This is a genomic window from Azovibrio restrictus DSM 23866 (genome assembly GCF_000429665.1).
Lineage (GTDB): Bacteria > Pseudomonadota > Gammaproteobacteria > Burkholderiales > Rhodocyclaceae > Azovibrio > Azovibrio restrictus.
On sequence record NZ_AUCH01000015.1, the window covers coordinates 1 to 24,629 of the forward strand.

Annotated in this window: 20 protein-coding genes; 15 read left to right on the plus strand and 5 right to left on the minus strand. The window is 63.9% G+C overall.

Features of this window, described 5'->3' with window-relative positions; all coding sequences use genetic code 11:
* The 5 genes from G474_RS0112740 to G474_RS0112760 all read right to left on the minus strand — a co-directional run.
* The coding region (locus tag G474_RS0112740; protein WP_026687316.1) for an MCP four helix bundle domain-containing protein at positions 1-917 on the minus strand (917 nt) is incomplete at its 3' end.
* A 36-nt stretch (positions 918-953) separates the two neighbouring features.
* Positions 954-3,185 (minus strand): chemotaxis protein CheA, encoded by a 2,232-nt coding sequence (locus G474_RS0112745; RefSeq protein WP_026687317.1) that lies wholly within the window; start codon positions 3,183-3,185, stop codon positions 954-956.
* Between the two features lie 14 nt (positions 3,186-3,199).
* Complete coding sequence (locus tag G474_RS0112750) at positions 3,200-3,505, minus strand: STAS domain-containing protein (RefSeq protein ID WP_026687318.1); 306 nt, start codon at positions 3,503-3,505, stop codon at positions 3,200-3,202.
* 9 nt (positions 3,506-3,514) lie between these two features.
* On the minus strand, positions 3,515-4,786 hold the full coding sequence (locus G474_RS0112755) for a methyl-accepting chemotaxis protein (protein ID WP_026687319.1): 1,272 nt from the start codon (positions 4,784-4,786) through the stop codon (positions 3,515-3,517).
* Between the two features lie 7 nt (positions 4,787-4,793).
* Positions 4,794-5,159, minus strand: a complete 366-nt coding sequence (locus G474_RS0112760) for a response regulator (protein WP_026687320.1) — start codon at positions 5,157-5,159, stop codon at positions 4,794-4,796.
* Between the two features lie 337 nt (positions 5,160-5,496).
* On the opposite strand from G474_RS0112760, the gene sucC reads away from it, so the two are divergent.
* The 15 genes from sucC to G474_RS0112835 all read left to right on the plus strand — a co-directional run bounded on the left by sucC (position 5,497) and on the right by G474_RS0112835 (position 24,564).
* Positions 5,497-6,705 carry an ADP-forming succinate--CoA ligase subunit beta gene (gene sucC / locus G474_RS0112765; RefSeq protein WP_342663583.1) on the plus strand — a complete coding sequence of 403 codons (1,209 nt, stop codon included), beginning with the start codon at positions 5,497-5,499 and terminating at the stop codon, positions 6,703-6,705.
* An 11-nt stretch (positions 6,706-6,716) separates the two neighbouring features.
* Positions 6,717-7,610 carry a succinate--CoA ligase subunit alpha gene (gene sucD / locus G474_RS0112770; protein ID WP_026687322.1) on the plus strand — a complete coding sequence of 298 codons (894 nt, stop codon included), beginning with the start codon at positions 6,717-6,719 and terminating at the stop codon, positions 7,608-7,610.
* 209 nt (positions 7,611-7,819) lie between these two features.
* Complete coding sequence (locus G474_RS22155; RefSeq protein WP_169729521.1) at positions 7,820-8,641, plus strand: CZB domain-containing protein; 822 nt, start codon at positions 7,820-7,822, stop codon at positions 8,639-8,641.
* Between the two features lies 1 nt (position 8,642).
* On the plus strand, positions 8,643-11,159 hold the full coding sequence (locus tag G474_RS0112780; protein WP_026687323.1) for a CHASE2 domain-containing serine/threonine-protein kinase: 2,517 nt from the start codon (positions 8,643-8,645) through the stop codon (positions 11,157-11,159).
* 9 nt (positions 11,160-11,168) lie between these two features.
* On the plus strand, positions 11,169-11,969 hold the full coding sequence (locus G474_RS0112785) for a Stp1/IreP family PP2C-type Ser/Thr phosphatase (RefSeq protein ID WP_211228114.1): 801 nt from the start codon (positions 11,169-11,171) through the stop codon (positions 11,967-11,969).
* Between the two features lie 12 nt (positions 11,970-11,981).
* Positions 11,982-12,728 (plus strand): FHA domain-containing protein, encoded by a 747-nt coding sequence (locus G474_RS0112790; RefSeq protein ID WP_026687325.1) that lies wholly within the window; start codon positions 11,982-11,984, stop codon positions 12,726-12,728.
* A 14-nt stretch (positions 12,729-12,742) separates the two neighbouring features.
* A complete protein-coding gene (locus tag G474_RS0112795) occupies positions 12,743-14,953 on the plus strand; it encodes a CHASE2 domain-containing protein (protein WP_043464349.1) in 2,211 nt (736 codons plus the stop codon).
* A 4-nt stretch (positions 14,954-14,957) separates the two neighbouring features.
* A complete protein-coding gene (locus G474_RS0112800) occupies positions 14,958-15,734 on the plus strand; it encodes an MBL fold metallo-hydrolase (RefSeq protein ID WP_026687327.1) in 777 nt (258 codons plus the stop codon).
* On the plus strand, positions 15,731-16,762 hold the full coding sequence (locus G474_RS20705; RefSeq protein ID WP_026687328.1) for a cyclic nucleotide-binding domain-containing protein: 1,032 nt from the start codon (positions 15,731-15,733) through the stop codon (positions 16,760-16,762). The genes G474_RS0112800 and G474_RS20705 overlap by 4 nt, the downstream gene beginning before the upstream one ends.
* A gap of 24 nt (positions 16,763-16,786) precedes the next feature.
* Positions 16,787-19,138: a GspE/PulE family protein gene (locus G474_RS0112810; protein WP_026687329.1), complete on the plus strand. Its 2,352-nt coding sequence runs from the start codon at positions 16,787-16,789 to the stop codon at positions 19,136-19,138.
* 17 nt (positions 19,139-19,155) lie between these two features.
* Positions 19,156-20,736: an HD family phosphohydrolase gene (locus tag G474_RS0112815; RefSeq protein WP_026687330.1), complete on the plus strand. Its 1,581-nt coding sequence runs from the start codon at positions 19,156-19,158 to the stop codon at positions 20,734-20,736.
* Between the two features lie 146 nt (positions 20,737-20,882).
* Positions 20,883-21,248: a pilin gene (locus G474_RS24445; RefSeq protein ID WP_043464352.1), complete on the plus strand. Its 366-nt coding sequence runs from the start codon at positions 20,883-20,885 to the stop codon at positions 21,246-21,248.
* 90 nt (positions 21,249-21,338) lie between these two features.
* Entirely contained in the window at positions 21,339-23,174 is a 1,836-nt protein-coding gene (locus G474_RS0112825; protein WP_156919253.1) for a hypothetical protein, read from the plus strand.
* A 68-nt stretch (positions 23,175-23,242) separates the two neighbouring features.
* Positions 23,243-23,599, plus strand: coding sequence for a pilin (locus tag G474_RS24450; RefSeq protein ID WP_026687332.1), 357 nt, complete (start codon positions 23,243-23,245; stop codon positions 23,597-23,599).
* Between the two features lie 104 nt (positions 23,600-23,703).
* On the plus strand, positions 23,704-24,564 hold the full coding sequence (locus G474_RS0112835; protein ID WP_026687333.1) for a glycosyltransferase family 2 protein: 861 nt from the start codon (positions 23,704-23,706) through the stop codon (positions 24,562-24,564).
* Positions 24,565-24,629: the final 65 nt, after the last annotated feature.

Sequence of the window (24,629 nt, forward strand, 5' to 3'; positions counted from 1 at the left end):
CCGATGACGGCATCGAGGGTGGCATTGACGCCGGAGACGATGTTCTTGAAATCCCCCTTGTGCTTGTCCGCGTCGGCCCGGGTGGACAGGCGCCCTTCCACGGCGGCCTTGGCCAGCAGGTTGGCGTCATCGGTCATGGACTGGATGGCGTGCTGCACGGACTCCACGGCCCGGACCACCTCGCCCACTTCATCCCGGGCATCGGACTTGAGATCGAACTTGAAGTCGCCCACGGCCATCTTCTTGGCGGCATCCACCACTTGGCCCACGGGGCGGGTGATGGCACGGGCCACGACGAAGCCGATCACGGCAGCGAGCAGGGTGGCCAGGACTGCCAGGGTGACGATCAGGGTCTGGGCTGCATCCACGGTCTTCTGGGCAAATTCGCCCTGGAGGTTGACCTGTTCGGTCTGATAGACGATCAGCTTGTCGATGGCCTCCATGTAGATGCCCTGGGTGGCGCGCATGTCACCGAACAGCAGCTGGGTGGCTTCTTCCCGCTTGCCGGCCTTGGACAGGTCGAAGAAGCGCAACAGGTGGGTCCGGTATTCGGTCCGGCTCTTGGCCATGATGGCAAAGAGCTCCTGGCCCTTGGGGTCGGTGAGGCTCTTTTCCAGGATTTCCATGTTCTTGGTGATCACCCCGGCCGCTTCGGTGATGCGCTTTTCCTCGGCCTTGATGTTGGCTTCGCTGGAGTCCAGGAGCATGTTGCGGGTGCCCCGGGCGGCCAGGTTCAGGCTGTCGATGATGGCGTTGGCCTGGACGGTCTTGGGGAAGCGGTCATGGACCAGGGTGTCTACTGCCGTGTTCAATTCCTGCAGGCGGGAAATGCTGATCAGGGAGATGGCGATCAGGAACAGGATGGCTATGGTGAAGCCAAGCCCGATTTTGGTGCCGATTTTCAGGTTCTTAAGCATGGAGAGCTCCTGTGCGATGACTGGCTAAATGGGAATTCAGTTGAGGTTGGTGGCGCCGAGCAGGCGGTTGCTGTTGCGCATGCGCAGTTCGTCGGCGCTGGCGCAGCGCTGGATCAGGGCCTGGACATCGAGGATCAGGGCCACCTCGCCGCTGCCCAGGATGGTGGAGCCACCGATGCCTTTCAGATGTTTGAAGAGGTTGCCCAGGGGCTTGATGACGGTCTGGAATTCGCCCATCAGCTGGTCTACGACGATGCCGGCCTTCTGCCCGGCGTACTGGACCACCACCACGTTTTCCCGGGGCGGGATGTCGCCCTCGATGTTGAAGGCCTCCCGCAGGCGTACGAAGGGCAGGACCTCGCCGCGCAGGTTCAGGTAGTGGCGGCTGTCGGGCTGGTCCTTGAGTTCGATGCACTCGACCACGGTGTCCAGGGGAATCACGTAGGCGCCCTTGTCCACCCCCACCAGGAAACCGTCGATGATGGCCAGGGTGAGCGGCAGCCGGATGCGCATGGTGGTGCCCAGCCCCGGCCGGCTGTCGATTTCCACGCTGCCCCGCAGGGCCATGATGTTGCGCCGTACCACGTCCATGCCCACGCCCCGGCCGGAGAGGTTGGAGACCTTCTCCATGGTGGAGAAGCCCGGCTCGAAGATGAGGTTCACGATCTCCTGGTCGGTGAGGTTGTGGCCGCTCTGGACCAGCCCCTTCTCGATGGCCTTGGCCAGGATGCGGTCCTTTTTCAGGCCACCCCCGTCGTCGGAAACCTCGATGACGATGCTGCCCGAGTCGTGGTAGGCGTTCAGCCCCAGGGTGCCGTGCGCCGGCTTGCCCCGGGCCAGGCGTATTTCCGCCGCTTCGATGCCGTGGTCCATGGAGTTCCGGACCAGGTGGGTCAGGGGGTCGCCGATCTTTTCCACCACCGACTTGTCCAGTTCCGTCTCGCCGCCGGAGACCTGCAGTTCGATGTTCTTTTCCAGCTCCTTGGCCACGTCCCGCACCACCCGCTGGAAGCGGTTGAAGGTCTCGCCGATCTGCACCATGCGCAGCTGCAGGGCCGAGTCGCGGATGTCTTCCACCAGGCGGGAGAGGATGGAGGTGGCTTCCACCAGGTCGCTCTGGCCGCTGCGGTTGGCGAGCAGGTTGGTGGAGGCGCCGGCGATCACCAGTTCCCCCACCAGATCGATGAGCTGGTCCAGCTTGTCGGCCTGGACCCGGATCATCCGGGATTCCTTGGCCTTCTTCTCGCTCACCTGGGTCTGCTTGCCCACGGCCGCATCCACCAGGGCCTTCTGCACCACCTTCTGTTCCACCAGGATTTCACCTAGCTGCTGGGGATGGGCGTCCTCCCCCTGGCTGTCTTCCTGGTGCTGGCAGGTGCTGTCATGCTGGAGGCGCAGGGCTTCATCCAGTTCCGCCTGGGTCAGGGCGCCGCAGCGCACCAGGATTTCTCCCAGGCGCATGGTGTCTTCCGGCAGTTCCTCGATGTGCTTCAGGTATTCGGACAGCTTGCTGTTGGGGGGCAGGATGCGCAGCTCGCATTCATCCTGGACAAAGTCGAAGACCCGTTCGATGTCGGCCTTGCTGGCCCGGGTCTGGAAGTGGATCTCGAAGCCCAGGTAGCAGGATTCCGGGTCCATGTCCTCCGCCTCGGGCATGGCGTCCGGCAGGGTCTCGATGCCGAGGATTTCGCCCAGGCTGGAGAGGTAGCGCAGGAAGGAGAGGGGGTCCATGCCGCCGCGCAGCACGTTGGGCCCGAAGCGCACCGAGATCAGCCAGCCGTCGGTGATCACCACGCCGCCGCCGGAGACTTCCACCGGGGATTCATGCTCCACGGGCACGCTGCCGGCATCGGCCCCCTGCTGTACCTCGGTGCCGCTGGCAGCGGCCAGCTGGGCGTCCAGCCGGACGCCCAGGGCTTCGGCCTGGGCCGTCACTTCCGGGGACGGGGCCGGCTGGCCGGCTTCCAGGACGTCGATCAGGTGCCCCATGTGGTCGCAGCATTCGAGCAGCAGGGTGGCCAGATTGCCGCTGACGGTGATCTCCCCGTTCCTGAGCTTGTCGAGGATGTTCTCCACCTTGTGGGTGAAGGATTCGATGAAACCGCATTCGATGACGCCGGAGGCCCCTTTGATGGTGTGGGCGGCCCGGAAGATGGCGTTGATGTTGTCGGCGTCCTGGGGGTCCTGCTCCAGGCGCAGCAGCCCGGCCTCCATGTCGGCCAGTTGTTCCCGGCTTTCCTGCACGAATACGCTGGTCAGTTCATCCATGGGTCACCTTTGCGTCAGTGGGCTTCCTGGGCGGGGATGACCAGGGGGTCACCCAGGTAGGCCGCCAGGTTGCAGAAGTCGATCACGGAGCGCACCGCCTGGCTGTGGGCCACGATGATGGCCTGCTTGCCGGCTTTCTGGGCTTCGCGCTTGAGGAGGATCAGGAGCTGCAGGCCGGCGGTGTCCATCTCGGATACCTGGGACAGGTCCAGTTCCACCTCGTCGGCCTGGTTCAGGGCGTCGAGCAGGCGACCCTTCTGCTCCAGGGCGTGGTAGATGGTCAGGTCCTCCTGCAGGGTGATGCGCTGGCGGTTGGGCATGGCTTCCCCTCAGAAAAGTTCGATCTTGTTGCTGGCAGCCCCGGCATTGACGTTGCCGTCGCCCACGGCTTCATGGTGGGTCTGGCGCTGTTGTTCCATCACGTAGCGGTCATAGAGAGCCGACAGGTGCTGGGCGATGGGCGTGTAGGTGAAGTCCGGGTCGTCAAAGGCCCGCAGGCGGTCGGCCAGGAGCCCGGCGTGTTCGTCCAGGTTGTTGAGGGCGCCGATCACCTGCTCCAGCTGCTGCCGGGTGACGTCCTGGAACTGGACGCTGGCCTGGGCTTCCATGAACATCTGGGCCAGTCGGGAGCTGTTGTTCTGGATCGTGGACAGGACCCCGGCCCCGTGCCGCATCAGGTCCTCGTAACCCCGGCTCAGATCGCCCAGCTGCTGGGAGAAGATGTTGAGCAGGGCCCGCTCCCGCTCCACGTTGGAGTGGGAGAGTTTTTCCTGGAACTGGATCTCGATGCTCCGGGCCACCGACTGGATGCCCTTGTTGACCTTGTCTACCGCAGCCTCGGTTTCCGAGGACAGTTTGCGCACCTCGTCGGCCACCACGGCAAAGCCGCGCCCGGCTTCCCCTGCCCGGGCCGCCTCGATGGCGGCGTTCAGGGCCAGCAGGTTGGTCTGGCCGGCAATGTCGCGGATCAGCTTCACCAAGCCGGTCAGGGATTTGGCATCCTGAACCACCTGGGCCACCCGCAGCTGGTCCTGCTCGGTTTCCTCCAGGCGCTGCTGGATGTAGCGGTCCATCTTTTCCACCGTTTCCTGGTTCTGCACGATGCGGGCCTCGGAGTCCTGCACCATGGCCGCCGACTCGCTGCTGCTGGAGGAAACGAACTGGTCCAGTTCGGTGACCACGGAGTCGATGGTGAGCAGCTTTTCGGTGATGGAGAAGGCGGCCTTCTCGGTTTCCTGGGTGACGGCATGCAGCTGGGCCCGGATCACGCCATTGAATTCATGCACGGCCTTGAGTTCGCCGGCCACTTCCTCGGACACCTGGGAGAAGGTGTCCAGGCGGCTGCTGTCCTTGGCCTGGCTGCGGGACAGGCCGTACATGTAGTCCCGGAAGAAGGCCAGGGAGACCACCCGCTGGGCCAGGTAGGCCACGGCGACGATGAGTACCGTGCCGAAGGCGTCTCCCAGAGGGGCCGCCAGCCCGACACCGGGGAGAAAATCGTTGTGAAACCAGTCGTTGAGGAAATAAACCGTCATTCCTGCCCCGAGGGAGACGATGACGAATACCAGCAGGGCACGGCGGAACAGTACGGTTATTTCCATGGGGGGGTCAGCGCAGTACGAGCTTGATGGTGTTGAGCAGTTCGTCAGCGGTGGCGGGCTTGACGATCCAGCCGGAAGCGCCAGCGGCCTTGGCCTCGAGCTTGCGCGACTGCTGGGATTCGGTGGTCAGGAAGAGGATGGGCATGAACTTGTAGCTGGGCAGCTTCCTGACTTCCTTGATGAGTTCGATGCCGTTCATGCCGGGCATGTTGAGGTCGGTGATGAGCAGGTCCACCTTGACGCCGGCCTTGAACTTCTTCAGGGCTTCCTCGGCGTTGGCTGCCTTTTCCGTGGCGTAGCCGGCCTTGCTGAGGATGTTGGAAATGCTGAGCAGGATGGTGGCCGAGTCATCGACAAGAAAAATGGTTTTCATGGAATTAGTGCTGTTCAGGAAGTTGTTATCCCCGAAAGTTATCAGTTAAGCCTGGGGTCGGCAATCAGTAAGGGATGGCGGCTCGTAAATGGGTTTTATAAGCTGCAATTTGATGACATAAGCGCTTGCTGTTGCAGTGGAAGCTGCGCCGTAATTATGAATTTCGGACCCGTTTTCGGTGCCGTGCTTTGTGATAACATCGCCCGTTGACATGACACCTCATCTGGGTGGGTGGAGGTCGGTGTCGCGGGTGGCGGAGGTAAGGCTGCCGGCGATTCTGGAAGTGGGTGGGAGATTGGCTGGAGGTGCCGGGGATACACCCGGTCCGATGGCGGTGATGGTCTCGCCTGATTGCTCGCAAATCAAAATCAAGCAAGGAAACCGCATGAAGATCCATGAATATCAGGGCAAGGAAATCCTGAGGAAGTTCGGTGTGAATGTTCCGCGCGGGGTGTTCTGCCCGACTGCTGAAGAAGCTGTCGCTGCGGCTGAATCCCTGGGTGGCAAGGTCTGGGTGGTGAAGGCCCAGATTCACGCCGGTGGCCGCGGCAAGGGCGGTGGCGTCAAGGTCGCCAAGTCCCTGGACGAGGTCAAGCAGTACGCCAACCAGATCATGGGCATGCAGCTGGTGACCCACCAGACCGGCCCCGAGGGCCAGAAGGTCCGTCGCCTGCTGATCGAGGAAGGCGCCGACATCAAGAAGGAATACTACGTGGCCGCGCTGACCGACCGCGCCACCCAGAAGGTTGCCATGATGGCTTCCTCCGAGGGCGGCATGGACATCGAGGAAGTGGCCCACAGCACCCCCGAAAAGATCATCAAGGTCTTCGTCGATCCGGCCGCCGGCCTGACCGACGCCCAGGCCCTGGAGCTGGCCAAGGGCATCGGCGTTCCCGAAGCTTCCACCGCCCAGGCTGTGGATACCTTCAAGAAGCTGTACCAGTGCTACATGGAAACCGATGCTTCCCTGGCGGAAATCAACCCGCTGATCCTGGAAGGCAACGGCAACATCAAGGCCCTGGACGCCAAGTTCAACTTCGACGCCAACGCCCTGTTCCGTCATCCCGAAATCGTCGCCATGCGCGACCTGGATGAAGAAGACGCCGACGAAATCGAAGCCTCCAAGTTCGACCTGGCCTACATCTCCCTGGACGGCAACATCGGCTGCCTGGTGAACGGTGCCGGTCTGGCCATGGCCACCATGGACACCATCAAGCTGTTCGGCGCCGAGCCGGCCAACTTCCTGGACGTGGGCGGCGGCGCCACCACCGAGAAGGTCACCGAAGCTTTCAAGATCATGCTCAAGAACCCCAAGGTCAAGGGCATCCTGGTCAACATCTTCGGCGGCATCATGAAGTGCGACACCATCGCCACCGGCGTGGTCACCGCGGCCAAGGAAGTGAACCTGTCCGTTCCCCTGGTCGTGCGCATGAAGGGCACCAACGAAGACCTGGGCAAGCAGATCCTCAAGGATTCCGGTCTGCCCATCATCTCCGCCGATTCCATGGCCGAAGCCGCCACCAAGATCGTCGCCGCGGTCAAGTAAGGAGTTATTGAATGTCCATCCTGATCAACAAAGACACCAAGGTCATCACCCAGGGCATCACCGGCAAGACCGGCCAGTTCCACACCGAAAAGTGCATCGAGTACGCCAACGGCAAGAACTGCTTCGTGGCCGGCGTGAACCCCAAGAAGGCCGGCGAGAAGATCCTCGACGTGCCCATCTACGGTTCCGTCAAGGAAGCCGCCGCTGAAACTGGCGCCACCGTCTCCGTCATCTACGTGCCGCCCGCCGGCGCCGCTGCCGCCATCTGGGAAGCCGTCGAAGCCGACCTGGATCTGGCCATCTGCATCACCGAAGGCATTCCCGTCCGGGACATGCTGGAAGTGCGCAACAAGATGAAGAAGAAGGTTGCCGCTGGCGGCAAGGAAACCCTGCTGCTGGGCCCCAACTGCCCCGGACTGATCACCCCCGATGAAATCAAGATCGGCATCATGCCCGGTCACATCCATCGCAAGGGCCGCATCGGCGTGGTGTCCCGCTCCGGCACCCTGACCTACGAAGCTGTCGCCCAGCTGACCGAAATCGGTCTGGGCCAGTCTTCCGCCGTCGGTATCGGTGGCGACCCCATCAACGGTCTGAAGCACATCGACGTGATGAAGATGTTCAACGACGACCCCGACACCGACGCCGTCATCATGATCGGCGAAATCGGCGGTCCTGATGAAGCCGAAGCCGCCATGTGGTGCAAGGCCAACATGAAGAAGCCCATCGTCGGCTTCATCGCCGGTGTGACTGCCCCCGCGGGCAAGCGCATGGGCCATGCTGGCGCCCTGATTTCCGGTGGTGCCGACACCGCTGACGCCAAGCTCGCCATCATGGAAGAGTGCGGCTTCACCGTGACCCGCAACCCCTCCGAAATGGGCAAGCTGCTGAAGGCGCTGCTGTAAGCCGCGTGAGCGTCCATGAAAGGGTGGCCCCGGGCCACCCTTTTTTTTGTTTACCAGGGGCGCCGGGTGCATGGACAGCCCTGGTCCGGCCCTTTAGAGTTGCGGCCATGGGGCCAGTGGTTGGCGCCGCTCACGTTTTCCGGGGCCCGCAGGGCTGGCGGCAAGGACAGGAATGGGGTTAGGTCATGGAGTTTGAGCCGGATGCGTTGATGCGACAGGCCCTGGAGCAGGGGCTGGAAGTGCTCACCCTGCAGGTGGGGCAGCAGCGGGTCGGGGTGCCCATGGCCGAGGTCGTGCATATCCTGGATGCCGTGCAGGCCCGGCCGGCCCGGGGCGAGGATGGATCTGCCGAGGCTGATGACGTGATTGCCTATGAGGGTGAAGCCCTGGCTTTCCTGCCCCTCTGGTCCCGGCTGGGGGAGCAGGCCCTGTCCCGGGAATACATCCAGCTGGCGGAGACCCTCAAGGCCCGCCGGCAGGATCATCTGGACTGGATGGGGGCCCTGTCCCAGTCCCTCACCCAGGATGTGCCCTTCACCCGGGCCCGCAATCCCCTGGAGTGTGCTTTCGGCAAGTGGTATCACGGTTTCGTCACGGACAACCGGCGCCTGCGCCTGTTGCTGCTGCAGTTCGACACGCCCCACCGGCGCATCCATGCCCTGGCCGACCAGTTGCTGGAACTGAAGGCGGCCGGGCGGCTGGAGGAGGCCCTGGGCATCTACCAGGAAGAAGAGCGCAGCACCCTGGCCACCCTGCTTTCCCTGTTTGACCGCACTGTGGACACCCTGGTCCAGATCCGCCGGGAGATTGCGGTGATCGTGCGGCACCAGGGGGCGCTCTATGCCCTGGGGGCCGATGGGGTCCAGGACATCCGTCATTACGATGCCGGAACCGTATCCTGCAACGCGGCCCTGCTGCAGCGTTACCGGGTGCCCACCCGCTGTTTCCTGATCGAAGCGGGGGCCTCGCCCCTGCCGGTGCTGGACTGGCCGCGCCTGACCGGCGTCAGTGCCGCGGCCGCGGAGGACTGAGGTGGGGGCCGGGGGCGGCTTCTGGCGGCGGGAGTCCTGGCTCGGGCTGGGGCTCAGCCTGATGCTGCTGCTGGCCGGAGGCGCCGGGCTGTTCCAGGGGCTGGAGCGCAGGGCCCATGACCTGGGGCTGAGCCTGGCCGGGCGGGTTCCCCTGGAGCAGATTGCCGTGATTGCCATCGACGAGGCGAGCGTGGCCGAGCTGGGGGCCTGGGCCTGGAGCCGGGAGGCGCAGGCCCGCATGACCGACATCCTGGCTGCTGCCGGCGCCCGGGTGATCGCTCATACCCAGCTGCTGGCCGGGGCGGAACGGCATCCTGGCCTGTCCCAGCTCCGGGAGTTGCGCCCGCTGCTGGCGGAGCTGCCCGTGGATGCCTCCCTGGCCGAGGCCTTGCTGGGCCGCCTCCAGGTGGCGGAGGCCGCCCTGGATACGGACGCCCGTCTGGCCGACAGTTTCCGTCAGGCGGGCAGGGTGGTGCTGCCGTTTGCCTTCCGGTTGGCCCCGCTGCCAGGGGAGGGTGAGCCGCAGCTGCCCTCCTATCTCGGCCGTCAGCAGCTGCAGCAGGTTCAGCCTGGCCAGGGACAGCTCCTTGCCGCCCGCGGGCTGCTGCTGCCCCTGGAAGCCCTGGGGGATGCTGCCCTGGCCCTGGGGTTCCTGAATCTTGTCCCCGATGGGGATGGCGTGCCCCTGGTCATCGAGCACCAGGGGAAGGACTACCCTTCCCTGGCCCTGGTACTGGCAGCCCGCAGCCTCGGGCTGGGGGTGGCGGACATCCGTTTGTCCCCGGGTAAAGGCCTGAACCTGGGGGAACTCCGGATCAACACGGATGCCCAGGCCCGCATCCATCCCTTTTCCTACAGGCCCCGGGAGGGCAAGCCGCCTTTTGCGGTGGATGCCTTTCACGAGGTTCTCTCGGGGCGGATTCCCGCCAGCCGCTACCGGGACCGGATCGTGCTGATCGGCAGCACTGCCGCCGGGCAGGCTTCCCCCCTGTTGCCCGACATGGCCCCGGTGCTGATCCTGGCCCACACCCTCTCCAGCCTGCTGCAGGGGGACTACGCCTTCACCCCCGCCTGGGGCGTCTGGGTGGAGCTGGGGGCATTCCTGCTCGTGGCCCTGTACCTGATCCTGCTCCTGCCGCGCCTGGCGAGCGGCATCGCCGTCCTGGTGTCCGCCCTCCTGTTGCTGGGGCTGCTGGGCGTCCATTTCGGGCTGCTGCTCGGGGCTGGTATCTGGCTGCACTGCATGGGGGCGGCGCTGCTGCTCTGTGGCGGACAGCTCATGCTCCTGGTCGGGCGCTTTCTGGCCAGGCCACTGGCCGGGACCCAGGGCGCCGCCGTCCAGCCGGCCCCGGCCGGGGCGGTGGTGGCGTCTTCGGCCGAGGCCCCCCGCCTGCGGGCCCTGGCTTTCCAGGGCCAGGGGCTGCTGGATCAGGCCTTCGAGCAGTTCCGCCTGTGCCCCCTGGACCCGGGGCTGATGGAAAACCTCTACAACCTGGCCCTGGATTACGAGCGCCGGCAGCAGCTGGAACAGGCGGAGGCCGTGTGGCGCCACATGGCCGGGCATGACCCGGACTACCGGGATCTGGTGCAGCGCCTGGCACGGGTCAGGCAGCGTGCCGGGGGCCGGGGCGGCAAGGGAGACAGTGCAGTAGGTGGTTCGGGCGGGGCCAGGCCCCTGCCCATGCTCGGGCGCTACCAGCTGGAAAAGACGCTGGGCAAGGGCGCCATGGGGGTGGTGTACCAGGGGCGGGATACCCGGATCAACCGGGTGGTGGCCCTCAAGACCATGGCCCTGTCCCAGGAGTTCGACGCGGATGCCCTGGCGGAGGTGAAGGCTCGTTTCTTCCGGGAGGCGGAAAGCGCCGGGCGTCTCAATCACCCCCATATCGTCACCATCTTCGATGCCGGCGAGGCCGAGGGGCTGGCCTACATCGCCATGGAATTCCTTCCGGGCGGGGATCTGGTGCCCCATGTCCAGCCGGAGCGGCTGCTGCCCCTGGAGCGGGTGCTGGAGATCGGCGCCCGGGTGGCCGAGGCCCTGGACTACGCGCACCGGAATCAGGTGGTGCACCGGGACGTGAAGCCCGCCAACATCATGTATGACCCGGGCAGCGACCAGGTCAAGGTCACCGATTTCGGCATCGCCCGCATCACCGATTCATCCCGTACCCGGACCGGCATGGTGCTGGGCTCGCCCTCCTACATGTCGCCGGAGCAACTGGCGGGACGCCGGATCGACGGCCGTTCGGACCTGTTCTCCCTGGGGGTGACCCTGTATCAGCTCAGTTGCGGCCGTCTTCCCTTCGTGGGGGAGTCCATGGCCCAGCTGATGTACAAGATCGCCAACGAAGCGCCGCCCCCGATACGCGGATTCAATGGCAACATACCGCCCTGCCTGGAGGCCATCATCGCCAGGGCGCTGCAAAAGGATGTCAGCCTGCGTTACCAGCGCGGTGCGGAAATGGCCGGGGACTTGCGAGCCTGCCTCGCGACCCTGGCCCAGGGGAGCAAAACATAAGGAACAGCCATGGAACTGGCCAATGCACTGGAAATAGTCACCCTGACGGACCCGGGACAGGTCCGCAGCCACAACGAGGATGCGGTGTTTGCCAATCCGGGCCGGGGGCTGGTGATCCTCGCCGACGGCATGGGCGGCTACAACGCCGGGGAGGTGGCGTCCGGCATGACCATCACCCTGCTGGCGGAGCACCTGGGCCGGCTGGATTTCCAGCAGATGAGCCCGGAACTCGTGGAGCAGCAGCTCCGGGAGCAGATACAGCTGGCCAATCAGGCCATCTATCAGGCTTCCAACAGCCAGCCCCAGTATGCGGGCATGGGGACCACCCTGGTGCTGGGCTGCTTTGCCGATGACCGGCTGGTGCTGGCCCACGTGGGGGATTCCCGCTGCTACCGCCTGCGTCTGGGGGCCCTGGAGCGCCTGACCCGGGACCACTCCCTGCTCCAGGAGCAGATCGATTGCGGCATGATCACCGAGGCCGAGGCCCGCTACTCCCAGAACAAGAATCTGGTGACCCGGGCCCTGGGGGTGGAAGCCGTGGTGGAGCCGGAATTCACTGGTTATGATGTGCATCCCGGTGACATTTACCTGTTCTGCTCCGACGGCCTCAACGACATGGTGGATGAGGAGGACATGAGCCTGACCCTGCAGACCATGGCGGCCAACCTGCCCCTGGCCGGGGCGCAGCTGATCCAGTTGGCCAACGACAACGGCGGCCGGGACAATGTTTCGGTTATTCTGGTGAAGATCAACGGCCGCTTCGGGCGGCCCAGGAACGGGTGGCAGAAGCTGCTGGCCTGGTTTAAGTGAGGTTCGATAAAAATGGCAAAACTGATACTTTCCATGGATGGTCTGGTGCTCAAGGAAATCAGCCTGGAGCAGGAGCGCATCACCATCGGGCGCAAACCCCACAACGACATCCAGATCGACAACCTGGCCATCTCCGGCGAACACGCGGCCGTGGTGACCATCCTCAACGACTCCTTCCTGGAAGACCTGAACAGCACCAATGGCACCCTGGTCAATGGTCAGCCGGTGAAGAAGCACTTCCTGCGGCACAACGACGTGATCGAGCTGGGCAAGTACAAGCTCAAGTACCTCAATGACCAGCCCCAGGCCGGGTACAACCCGGATTACGAGAAGACCATGGTGCTGCGTCCCGGGGGCATCAAGCCGGCCGCCCAGGAAGCCGTCCAGGCCGTGGCGGCCTCGCCTCTGGGGCCGCCCTCCCAGGCTCCCGCCGGCATCGGCAGCTCCATCAGCAGCATCGGCCCCCTGTCCCAGGCCGCTCCAGCGGCGCCGGTCAGCACGGCGGTGATCCAGATCCTCAATGGCGCCAACGCGGGCAAGGAACTGCCCCTGACCAAGACCCTCACCTCCCTGGGCAAGCCCGGCGTCCAGGTGGCGGTGATCGCCCGCCGGCCCAACGGCTATTTCATCACCCACGTGGAGGGCGCCAGCTACCCCGTGCTCAACGGTGCAACCCTGGATGCCCAGGCCCATCCCCTCAAGGATCATGACGTGATCGAGATTTCCGGGGTGAAGATGGAATTCTTCCTCAAGACCTGAGCCCGGGGCCGTCCATGAAGGGGATCGGGGCCAGAGGGGTACGCCACCTGCTGGGCGGCCTGCTGGTCCTGGCCTTTTTGGGACACGGTTTCCAGTTCTGGCGCATTCCCCTGCTGGAGGTCCTGGAGGCCTACTTCTACGATGTGCGGGTACGCCTGTCCGCTCCGGGGGGCGTGGATGGGCGGGTGGTGATCGTGGACCTGGACGAGCAGAGCCTGGCCGCCGAAGGGCGCTGGCCCTGGAGCCGGGACAAGGTGGCGCTGCTGGTGCAGCGGCTGGTGGACGATTACCAGGCCGCCGTGGTGGGCTTCGACGTGGTGTTCGCCGAGCCGGACGAGAGCTCCGGCATCCGTACCCTGGAGGCCCTGGCCCGGGGCAGCCTGCGGGGCAACGGGGATTACCAGGAAACCCTGCGCCGCCTGCGTCCCGCCCTGGATTATGACCGGCAGCTGGCGCAGACCCTGCAGGGCCGGCCGGTGGTGCTGGGTTATTACTTTTCCGCCCGCCAGGCGGGACCTTCGGTGGGGCAGCTGCCGGAACCGGTGCTGGCCGGGGAGCGCCTGGCCGGTGTCGGCTCTGCCTTTGTCTCCTGGCCCAGCTACGGGGCCAATCTGGAGACGCTGCAGGCGGCCGCCGCCGGGGCCGGACACTTCAATCCCCTGGTGGATTTCGATGGCATCTCCCGGCGGGTGCCCCTGCTGGTGGAGCACGGGGGGGGCTACTACGAGGCCCTGGCCCTGGCGGTGCTGCGCACCTACCTGGGGGGCGCCGCCCTGGTGCCGGGGGTTCCCGACCCGGTGGTGGGACTGGAGTGGCTGGATCTGGTCAGCGATCGGGGCCGTTACCGGGTGCCCGTGGATGAGCGGGGTGCGGCGCTGATTCCCTATCGGGGCCCGGAGCGGAGTTTCCCCTATGTGCCGGCCAGCGAGGTGCTGCAGGGCCGGCTGGACAGGGAGGCTCTGCGCGGGCGCATCGTCCTGGTCGGCACCTCGGCGCCGGGGCTCATGGACCTGCGCGCCACCCCCGTGGGCAGCGCCTATCCCGGGGTGGAAATCCACGCCAACCTGATCGCCGGCATCCTGGATGCCCGGGTCCAGGCCAGGCCGCCCTACATCTTCACGGCCGAGGCCCTGGTGCTCCTGTTGCTGGGGCTGCTGCTGGGCATCTTTCTGCCCCGCCTCTCCCCCCTGGGCGCCAGCCTGCTGGCTGGCACGGTGCTGGTGGCCACCTGGGGCCTGGATTACAGCCTCTGGCACCAGGCCCGCCTGGTACTGCCCCTGGCGGCCGGGACCAGCCTGGTGCTGCTGCTGTACGGCCTGAACATGGCCTGGGGCTATTTCGTGGAGGCCAGGACCAAGCGCCAGCTGGCCGCCCGGTTCGGCCAGTATGTGCCACCCGAGCTGGTCGATGAGATGGCCCGCAACCCAGGGGCCTACAGCATGGAAGGGCGCAATGCGGAGCTGACGGTGCTGTTTGCCGACCTCCGCGATTTCACCCGCATCTCCGAAGGTATGGAGCCGCGGGCCCTGACTGCCCTGATGAACGAATACCTGGGGGTCATGACCGGGGTCATCCGCCGGCACCGGGGCACCCTGGATAAATACATCGGCGACGCGATCATGGCCTTCTGGGGTGCGCCGCTGGACGATCCGGACCATGCCCGGCGGGCCGTGCTGGCGGCCCTGGAGATGCAGGCCGCCCTGGAAGGGCTGGCGGCAGCGTTCCGGGCCAGGGGCTGGCCGCCCCTGGTCATGGGCATCGGCATCAATACCGGCCTGATGACCGTCGGGGACATGGGTTCCCCGGTGCGCAAGGCCTACACGGTGATGGGGGATGCGGTGAACCTGGCCTCCCGGCTGGAGGGGCTCACCAAGGTGTATGGGGTGGGCATCATTGTCGGCGAGGCGACCCGGGCCAGTCTGCCGGAGCTGCCCTTCCGGGAACTGGACCGGGTCCGGGTCAAGGGGCGGCAGCAGGGGGCCGGTCTCTACGAACCCCTGGCGCCCGGCAGCCCGGCGGTGGAATCTCTGGGCCTGTGGCAGGAAATCCTGGTCCACTACCGCAACCAGGCCTGGGAGCCGGCAGCGACCCGTCTGGCGGCGCTGCAGGAGGCCTGCCCGGCCTACGCCGGGCTTGCCACCCTGTACCTTGAACGCATTGCCCGGTGGCGGCGGGCGCCCCCGGGGGCCGGCTGGGACGGCTGCACCACCTACCAGAGAAAATAGGACCATGAGACTACGCATACTCGGTTGCAGCGGCGGGATCGGAGGCCGGCATCTGCGCACCACCTCCATGCTCCTCGATCATGACGTGCTGATCGATGCGGGCACCGGGGTGATGGACCTTTCCATTGCCGAGCTGGCGGCCATCGACCATGTCTTCCTGACCCATACCCACCTGGACCATGTGGCGGCCCTGCCCCTGATGGTGGATACCGTGGGGGACATGCGGGGCCGCCCCCTGACCGTGCATGCCAGCGAGGCGGCCCTGGCCATCCTCGGGCAGCACCTGTTCAACTGGTCCATCTGGCCGGATTTTCGGGAGATTCCCCACCCGGAGCGGCCCTTCCTGCGCTTTGCCCCCTTCGAGCCCGGGGAGCGCCGGGATCTGGGCCAGGGACGCTGGATTTCCCCCCTGCCGGCGGAGCACACGGTGCCCGCCGTGGGCTACCTGCTGGAGTCCGGCCAGGGCAGCCTGGCCTTCAGCGGCGATACCGGCAGCTGCCCGGCCTTCTGGGAAGCGGTGAACCAGCGTACCGACCTGCGCGCCCTGATCATCGAATGTGCCTTTTCCAACCGGGAGGAAGCCCTGGCCCGGGTCTCCCGGCACCTGTGTCCCAACGCCCTGGTGGCAGAGCTGCAGCAGTTCGCCCACGGGGATCATTGCGACATCTATGTGACCCACCTGAAACCGGGGCAGATCGAGCTGACCATGGAGGAAATCGAAACCTGCCTGGGCAATTTCCGGCTGCGCATGCTGCAGAACAACCAGGTGATCGAGCTATGAGCCCGGATAGCGCTCCCGCCCTGGCACAGCTGCGGCGTCTGCAACCCCTGGCCAGCCTGGAGGCCGGGCACCTGGAGGCGCTGCAGGCCCACTGCCGGCAGCAGCATCTGCCCCGGGGGGCGCGCTCCGCCCTGGACCCGGGGCCGGGGAGCTGCCTCTATCTTGCGGCCGGGGAGATGCTGGTGGCCTACCCGGACGGCAGCAATGAAGTCCTGGTGGGCAGCTGCGGCAAGGCCCGCTGGCCCCTGGGAGCGGCCGCCGCCCATCCCGGCGGCGGGCTGGCCATCACCGACCTGACCCTGATCCGGGTGGAAGCCCCGGCCCTGGACCAGCTGCTGACCTGGAACCAGTTTCCTCCCGGGGCGGCTGCCGGGGAACAGCCTGCGCCCCGGCAGATTCCCCCCGCCCTCCTGACCCGGGGCGCTTTTGCCCGCCTGCCTGCGGCCCATATCCAGGCCCTGCTGGCGGCTTTCCAGCCCCGTTCCGTCCAGGCCGGGGAGGTGCTGATCCGCGAGGGAGAAGAGGGGGATGCCTACTACCTGATCGAGTCCGGCCGGGTGGAGGTGGTGCGCCAGGTGGGCGGCAGCGAGCTGCCGGTGGCGGAACTGGGGCCCGGCCAGTCCTTTGGCGAGGAGGCCCTGGTTTCCGGCGAACGGCGCAATGCCAGCGTGCGCATGAAGAGTGACGGCCGCCTGCTCTGCCTGGCCCAGCCCGAGTTTGCCGCCCTTCTCAAGGCCCCCCTGCTCCAGGCCGTGGGGCTGGAGCAGGCCCGGCAGCTGGTGGCCCAGGGGGCCTGCTGGCTGGATGTGCGCTACCCGGTGGAGTATGCCCGGGATGGTCTGCGGGGCGCCCTGAACATTCCCCTCAACGAAATCCGCAATGCCTTTCCCCTGTTGTCCCGGCAGCGGCCCTACGTGGTCTACTGCCGTACCGGGCGGCGCAGTGCCGCCGCTGCCTTCCTCCTGGCCCAGCAGGGTTTTGATGCCCGCTGGCTGGAAGGGGGCCTGCCGTTGGATACTGCTGTCTGAACCCTCGTGAGCCCAGCCAAGACCATGGAAACTACCGTCACCACCACCAGCAACGTGGCCCAGCGCCTGATGTTCCTCAAGGACCTGCAGACGGTCACCAACAAGATCCACGCCACCCACAACGTGGATGAACTGATGCTGGAGCTGTCCCAGGACATCTGCCGCCTGTTCAACGCCGACCGGCTCACCCTCTACGTGGTGGCTGATGAAGGACAGAACATCGTTTCCCGGGTCAAGACCGGGCTGCATACGGCCCGGGAGCTGAAGCTGCCCATCGGCGACCAGAGCATCGCCGGTTATGTGGCAGCCCACCGGAAGACGGTGAATATCCGCGACGTCTACGACGAGGTGGAGTTGCGCCTCTATAGCCCCCACATGCAGTTCCTCAAGGAAGTGGACCGGCGCACCGGCTACCGTTCCAAGCAGATGCTGGCCACCCCCATCCTGGATGCGGCGGGGGAGCTCCTGGGGGTGGTGCAGCTGCTCAACAGCAAGGACGATCAGCCCTTCACCGACTGGACCGAAGAAGGCGTGGCGGATCTGGCGGCCACCCTGGCCGTGGCCCTGACCCAGCGCCAGAAAGGTCCTCCGGGGCCCCGCTCCCGCTACGACGGGCTGGTGAGCGCCGCGGTGCTCTCGGTTTCCGAGCTGGAGGAGGCCCACCGCCTGGCCCGGGAACAGGAGCGGGAGCTGGAGTCGCTGCTGATCCAGCAGTTCAAGGTCAAGCCGGCCGCCATCGGGGCCTCCCTGGCCGAGTTTTTCGGGGTGCCCTACGAGCCCTTCCAGTCCGGGCGGATCAAGCCCGTGGAACTGCTGCGCCACCTGAAGCGGGATTACCTGGAAGAGGGGGGCTGGGTCCCGGTGGAGGAACTGCCCGAAGGGGTGGTGGTGGTGGCCCTGGACCCGGAGCGGGTGCGCAATGCCCGGGTGGTGAATAACGTCTTCCCCAAGCGCCGGATCGAGTACCGGGTGAGCACGGCCCAGGAGTTCCGCCAGTTGATGGAGCAGTTTTTCGGCGCCCTGTCGGACATGGGCAGCGTCGGCGAGCTGTTGTCCGACATGGGGGGCGAGGAGGGCGGCGGCGGGGAACTGGTCGGGGATGAAGTCTCGGCGGCGGCCGACAACGAGCTGGTGCGGCTGGTCAACAAGATCATCGTGGACGCCTACCAGCAGGGCGCCTCGGATATTCACATCGAGCCCCGGCCCGGCAAGGAAAAGACCCTGGTCCGCCTGCGCAAGGACGGTTCCCTGGTGCCCTACATCGAGATTCCCGCCTCCTTCCGGGCGCCCCTGGTGACCCGGCTCAAGATCATGTGCGATCTGGACATTTCGGAAAAGCGCAGGCCCCAGGACGGTAAGATCAAATTCAGGAAGTATGGCCCCCTGGACATCGAGCTGCGGGTGGCCACCCTACCCACCGCCGGCGGCATGGAGGATGTGGTGATGCGCATCCTGGCGGCGGGGGAACCCATTCCCCTGGCCCAGCTGGGCCTTTCCGCCGGCAATTACAGCCGGCTGATCCGTTGCGTCGAGAAGCCCTACGGCCTGTTCTTCGTCTGCGGTCCCACGGGGTCGGGCAAGACCACCACCTTGCACTCGGTGCTCGGGCACCTGAACCGCCCGGACACCAAGATCTGGACCGCCGAGGACCCGGTGGAAATCACCCAGAAGGGGCTGCGTCAGGTGCAGATCAACAAGAAGGCCGGGCTGGACTTCGCCACCATCATGCGGGCCTTCCTGCGTGCCGATCCGGACATCATCATGGTGGGGGAAATGCGGGACGCGGAGACCACGGGCATCGGCATCGAGGCCTCCTTGACCGGGCATCTGGTGTTTGCCACCCTGCACACCAATTCCGCCCCCGAGTCGGTGATCCGGCTGCTGGACATGGGCATGGACCCCTTCAATTTCGCCGACGCCCTGCTGGGCATCCTGGCCCAGCGCCTGGGCAAGCGCCTGTGCAAGGAATGCAAGGAAGCCTACCAGCCGGAGGCGGCGGAAATCGAGCACCTGCTCGACGAATACTGTGAGGAGCTGCGGGGCACCGCTCCCTGGCGTCAGGACCCCCAGGTCGCCCGGGAGGCCATCCGCCAGGAATGGCTGCAGAACTGGGGCAAGGACGGCAAACTGACCCTGTGCCGGGCCAGGGGCTGCCCCGTCTGCAACGACAGCGGCTACAAGGGCCGGGTGGGGTTGCACGAACTGCTGGTGGGCAGCGACCCGGTCAAGAAACTGATCCAGGAAAAGGCCCGGGTGGCGGAAATCCTGGCCTGTGCCCTGGATGAGGGCATGCGCACCCTGAAGATGGACGGCATCGAAAAGGTGCTGCAGGGCATTACCGACCTGGCCCAGGTACGGGCCGTGTGCATCAAGTAAGACAGAAGGAGCCTGCCATGGATACTGCCCAGGACCTGTTCCGGCGCCTCGAACAGCTGAACGACATCGGCGCCTCCCTGTCCAGCGAACGCAATATCGAAGGGCTGCTGGAAAAGATACTGCTGGCCGCCAAGACCATCACTCGGGCCGACGGCGGCACCCTGTACCGGGTCAGCGAGGACCGCCGTTTCCTGTCCTTTGCCATCGTCAGGAACGACAGCCTGGGCATCGCCTTTGGCGGTACCAGCGGCCAGCCCCTGCCCGACAAGTTCCGGGACCTGCCGCTCCACGGCGAGGATGGGCAGCCCAACAACAGCATGGTGGCCGCCTACGCCGCCCTGCACGCCCGGACGGTCAATATCGCCGATGCCTACGACGCCGACGGCTTCGATTTCTCCGGCACCCGCCGGTTTGACGCCAGCACCGGCTATCGCTCCCGTTCTTTCCTCACCGTGCCCATGAAGAACCACGAGGGAGAGGTGATCGCCGTGCTGCAGCTGATCAACGCCATGGTGGCGGGGCAGGTGGTGGAGTTCAGCCACGAGGATCAGCGGCTGGCCGAATCCCTGGCCTCCCAGGCTGCCGTGGCCCTCACCAACCGGCAATTGATCCAGCAACTGGAAACCCTGTTCGAAGCCTTCATCAACCTGATCAACATCGCCATCGACGAGAAATCCCCCTACACCGGCGGACACTGCCAGCGGGTGCCGGAGCTGACGATGATGCTGGCCGAGGCCGCTGACCAGGCCCGCGACGGCCCCCTCAAGGACTTCTCCCTCTCCGACCAGGACCGCTACGAGCTCAAGATTGCCGCCCTGCTGCACGATTGCGGCAAGGTCACCACCCCGGTGCACGTGGTGGACAAGGCGACCAAGCTGCAGACCCTGTTCGACCGCATCCACCTGATCGACACCCGCTTCGAAGTGCTGCGCCGGGATGCCCGGATCGCCATGCTCGAAGCCTGCCTGGCCGGCGCGGATGCCGAGGCCAGCGAGGCGGAATATGCCGCCCGCTGCCGGCAGCTGGATGAAGACCGGGCCTTCCTGCATAAGGCCAACATTGGTGGCGAACGGATGAGCGACGCGGACGTGGCCCGGGTCCAGGCCATGGCCGAAGGTTATCAGTGGCGCGATGCCAGCGGCCGGCTGCAACCCTTCCTCAGCCCCAACGAGCTGGAAAACCTGAGCATCCGTGCTGGCACCCTGACCCAGGCCGAGCGGGAAATCATCAACTACCACATCGTCGCCACCATCCGCATGCTCGAGGCCCTGCCCTGGCCCAAACACCTGAAGCGGGTGCCCGAGTACGCCGGCGGCCACCATGAACGCATGGACGGCAAAGGCTATCCCAAAGGGCTGCGCCGCGAGGACATGAGCTGGCAGGCCCGCATGATGGGCATCGCCGACATTTTCGAAGCCCTCACTGCCGGCGACCGCCCCTACAAGCCGGCCATGAAGCTCTCCCAGGCCCTGTCCATCATGGAGAACTTCCGCGATAACGGCCACATCGACCCGGACCTGTTCCAGGTCTTCCTGGCCGCAGGTGTGCCCCAGGAATACGGCAAGTGGTTCCTGCATGCTGAACAGGTGGATCTGTGATGTGTTGACCAGCAGCGACAGGTGGCTGCCGTAAATTGTCACTTCGCCGTGTGCCTGCCCCCATGAACAGGGGGATTTCCAGCTGGCATGGTTCCTGAATATACTTCACCAGCGGTTTCCGCTTTTTTCCCTAAAGGAGAGTTGAAATGAAGAAGGTACAACAAGGTTTTACCCTGATCGAACTGATGATCGTCGTGGCCATCATCGGTATCCTGGCTGCCATCGCCCTGCCCCAGTATCGCGACTACATGCAGCGTTCCGCCAACGGTGCCTGTCTGGCCGAAGCCAAGGGCTACATGAATTCCGCCGTTGCCGACGCTGCCGATGGCCGGACTCCTAATAACTATTACACCAAGCCCACCCGCGCATGTGCGACTGGTCATAATGTGACGATCGCTGAGTATACTGGCGGTACCGATGTGACCTTTACCCCCCAGGCCAAAGGCACTTCGACTCTCAAAAAGAATACGATCTGCAACGCAGGAACCGGTTCCTGCAATATTGCTCCCTGATTGCTTTTGTGTCATGAACAAAAAAGCGCCGCAAGGCGCTTTTTCTTTTGTTCATAAAATGCATTACCCTCATTCTGGTTAGGCCCCCAAGTGAATCGTTTCGCGCCACCTTTTTTGTTATTGACCCTGTGTTTTGCTGTATTGGGCATGGCAGTCTTTGTCCCAGGGTTGCCTGGCGGCTTCGTGCTGGATGACGGGGCCAATATCCTGCAGAACCGTATCCTCTATGTGGATCGCTTCGATGTGGAGCAGTTCGTCTATGCGGCGCTGAGTTTCCATGATGGCACTGGCTCACGTGCCCTGCCCATGCTGACCTTTGCCCTTGATTATTGGCGGGCGGGGGCCATGGATGTGGAGGCCTTCAAACTCACCAATATCGGTGTCCATGGCCTGACGGCATTGGCGCTGGCATTCTTTCTTCGCCGTCTGTTCCGGCTGGCGCAGTGGTCGGAGCAGCGGGCCGTCTGGGGGGCCTTGCTGGTGGCGCTAGCTTGGGCCATCCACCCTTTGCAGGTGTCTTCTGTGCTCTATGTGGTGCAGCGCATGCAGACCATGTCCAGCTTCTTCATCATTTTGGCGCTCTGGGCCTATGTGGCCATGCGGGAGGCCCAACTTGCCGGAGGCCGTGGACGGCTGCAGGGGGGGCTGCTGGTGCTGGTCTGGCTTCTGGCCTTGGCCTGTAAGGAAGATGCGGTGCTTTTGCCGGTCTATACCTTAGCTCTGGAGTTGACGTTGCTGCGCTTTGCCGCTGGTCAAAGGGTGGTAGCCAGGGGCTTGCGCCAGAGCTACGGCTTGATGCTGGTGCTCGGGGGGCTGCTCTTTGTTTTTTATGCCTTGCCACATTACTGGCATTGGGATGCCTATCCGGGCCGTAATTTTTCCAGCTCCGAGCGACTCCTGACCCAGGGGCGGGTCCTGGTCATGTATCTGGGGCAGATTCTGTTGCCTTGGCCGGACTGGATGCCTTTCTACTATGACAACTATCAGGTGTCGCGCAGCCTCTGGCAGCCCTGGACTACGCTGCCTTCTTTGGCAATCCTGTTTGCAATGCTGTTCTGGGCTTGGCGCTGGCGCCACCGGCAGCCGTTGTTTGCATTTGGTATTTTATTTTTCTTTGCCGGGCATTTCCTGGCCAGTAATGTGATTGGCTTGGAACTGGTGTTTGAGCATCGGAATCATCTTCCCCTGTTGGGGATGCTTCTGGCGCTGGCTGATCTGTTGCTGTTGGTGGTCAACCGCCTGCAACTGAACCGTCCTTCGTTGCTGGCTGCTTTGACCCTGTGCCTGGTGTTTGTCAGTGCGGCTACCCTGATGCGTGCTTACATGTGGGGGGACCCGCTCCGCTTTGCCGAAAAATCGGCCAGTCTAGCGCCCCAGTCGAACCGCTCCTGGATTGGGTGGAGTAATTTCTGGTTTTCCCGTTACAAACAAACCAAGGATACTCAGTACCTGTACTACGCTGTCGATGTGGCAGAGCGCAGTTTTGAGCACACTGCCTCAGTGGCTGTTGCGGGCAACATCCTGTTGTTCAAGTCAATACTAGGTAACCTCGAGCAATCAGACTGGCAGCGTTTTTACGAGATATTGCGTGGCAGTCCGCCGGGGGGGGAGCGTGGGCAGGCCATGGAGATGTTCATGACTCATCCCGAGAAAAACTTTGTCCACGAGAGGGCCGAGGTGGTGAAGGCCATGCAGTTGATGCTGGTGGTAGAACCCCCGGGTTTTACCCAGGCCATGCGCATGGGGGTTTATGCCTACAAGGCAGGGATGCCGCTGGAGGCCATGGTTTTTTTTCGGCGAGCTGCTCTAGTGTCCAGTCCCGATGAACCCACTTTAAAGCGCTTGATGGGGGATCTGGTCCAACAGGGGCACCCTGAGATGGCTGCTGAGTTGCAGGCATTATTGGATAAACGTGGGAGCATATAGAGTTTGTCTTTGCATGGAATGTTTTTTGCTGATATCTACCTATGCTTCCTTGGGCTCCAGAGGTTTCCATGAAAACAGTACAACACGGCTTTACATTGATCGAGCTTATGATCGTGGTGGCGATTGTTGGTGTTCTCGCTGCGATTGCCTTGCCCATGTACCGGGACTACATGCAAAGAAGCGCCAATAGCGCATGCTTGGCTGAAGCAAAGATCTATATGAGTTCGGCGGTTGCCAATTTTGCTGAAAATATGACGCCTCCGCCCTTTTCGGCTACGGCCTGTGCAAGTGGCACGGCACCTGTGGTGAACGACTATCTGAGCGGCAATACGGTCACGTTTGTCGCCAGGGTTCGCGGGACTGGCGGCTTGAAAAGAGACACCGAATGCCACGTCGGCACTTCGGTCTGTGTCTTGCAACCCTGAGCCTTGCATTCCAGCATTTCTGCTGGATGGACCGCTGAAAATTTCAGACAGGCGCCTATTTATTGCGTTAGCCTGCGGCCTTAACCTTTCTTGCAATCATCTGCATGTACCTATCCATCATCCTCCCCGCCAAAAATGAGTCGGCCGCCATTGGCATTACAGTCAAAGACATACACCAACGGTTTTCTGGTACGGCGAACATGGAGGTGCTGGTAATCAACGATGGCTCTACCGACGACACAGCTAAGGTTGCTGCAGCTGCTGGCGCGCGCGTCGTGAATCACCCCTACAGCAAGGGGAATGGTGCTGCCATCAAAACAGGAGCACGGGAGGCTAGGGGGGGCATTCTTGTCTTCATGGATGCAGATGGTCAGCATGATCCAGCAGACATTTCCCGTTTGCTGAATAAGCTGAGCGAAGGCTACGACATGGTGGTCGGTGCCCGGCAGAAGGGGTCTCAGGCCAGTATTGGGCGCGGTCTAGCCAATGGGTTTTACAATCGTCTAGCCAGTTGGATGACTGGGCATAAGGTGGAAGACCTTACCAGCGGTTTTCGTGCGGTGCGGGCGGAGAAGTTTCGCGAGTTTCTTTATCTACTGCCTAACGGTTTTTCTTATCCCACCACCAGCACTATGGCTTTCTTCCGGGTTGGCTACTCGGTGGCCTATACGCCCATTTACGCCGCTAGGCGCATTGGCAAGAGTCATATCCGCCTAGTGCGCGATGGCACGCGTTTCTTGCTCATCATTTTTAAGATCGGCACTTTGTTTTCGCCGCTGAAAATTTTTGCGCCGGTGGCGCTGCTGATGTTTCTGTTGGCCAGCGGCTGGTATGGATGGACGTTTTACACGCTTCACAAATTTACCAACATGAGTGCTCTTCTCTATACAGGCTGCGTGATTACTTTCTTGATGGGGCTGATTTCAGAACAGATTACGGCGCTGATGTATAAGGATAAAGATTGATGTTCGGGATTGTCGTTGCAATCCAATGGGATGTCCTGGTTTTTGCATCGAAATCTGTCCGGATA